The 636-nt window shown below is 42.0% G+C and carries 1 protein-coding gene; it reads right to left on the bottom strand.

From position 1 onward, the window contains the following. Window positions 1–39: 39 nt before the first annotated feature. Window positions 40–423, bottom strand: coding sequence for a hypothetical protein (locus tag EQY_RS0120525; protein WP_138984128.1), 384 nt, complete (start codon window positions 421–423; stop codon window positions 40–42). Window positions 424–636: the final 213 nt, after the last annotated feature.

Raw genomic sequence — 636 nt, forward strand, 5'->3', positions numbered from 1 at the left:
CCGTTTAGCTCGTTAGAGAGTGTTTTAGAGGCCTTAAAATCAATTCTGATTGTTTTGATAATCATCCCACTCTTCAAGGATTACCCCCTGAATAGCGTATGCAGGCCACGTAGGGTTCATTCTGACAAACTGCTTGATGTCCATACCGAAAGACTCATTGAACCACTCGAATCCTCCGGTCAGTCTGATCGTTCGTCTAAGAATTTTCATTCCATGCTCACTTTCTGCGGGGGCTAATTTATTCGGAGATGTAATCCCGTATTGACTACGGAGCCTTGCCCAGTGATTAGCGTCAGCGAAATGTTGGCGTATTTTTCCCGCTTCTGCCAGCGCAGTCCATTCTCGCTTTTGTTGCTCTCTCTTTTCTTTAGCCAACTGGAGAGCAATTTCTCTCTCTTGTTTTGACATTGAGTAAAACATCATTTTTCTCCGTAAATTGAAAATTTACTCTGCAGATGCCTTGGAAAATCAATTTCCGTTGATAATTTTAACTACCCCGTGGTGTGAATCCGCAAAACCTAGTTCGTGACTTCGTTTTAGTGACCCTAAAATCGATTTTAGGGCATAACTCAAAACCAGATTCACCACCAACTAACACACCAAACCATGTTAACGCACATCCTCAAATCAAAAAAA

This window comes from Escherichia sp. TW14182, assembly GCF_000208525.1.
In the GTDB taxonomy this organism is placed as follows: domain Bacteria; phylum Pseudomonadota; class Gammaproteobacteria; order Enterobacterales; family Enterobacteriaceae; genus Escherichia; species Escherichia ruysiae.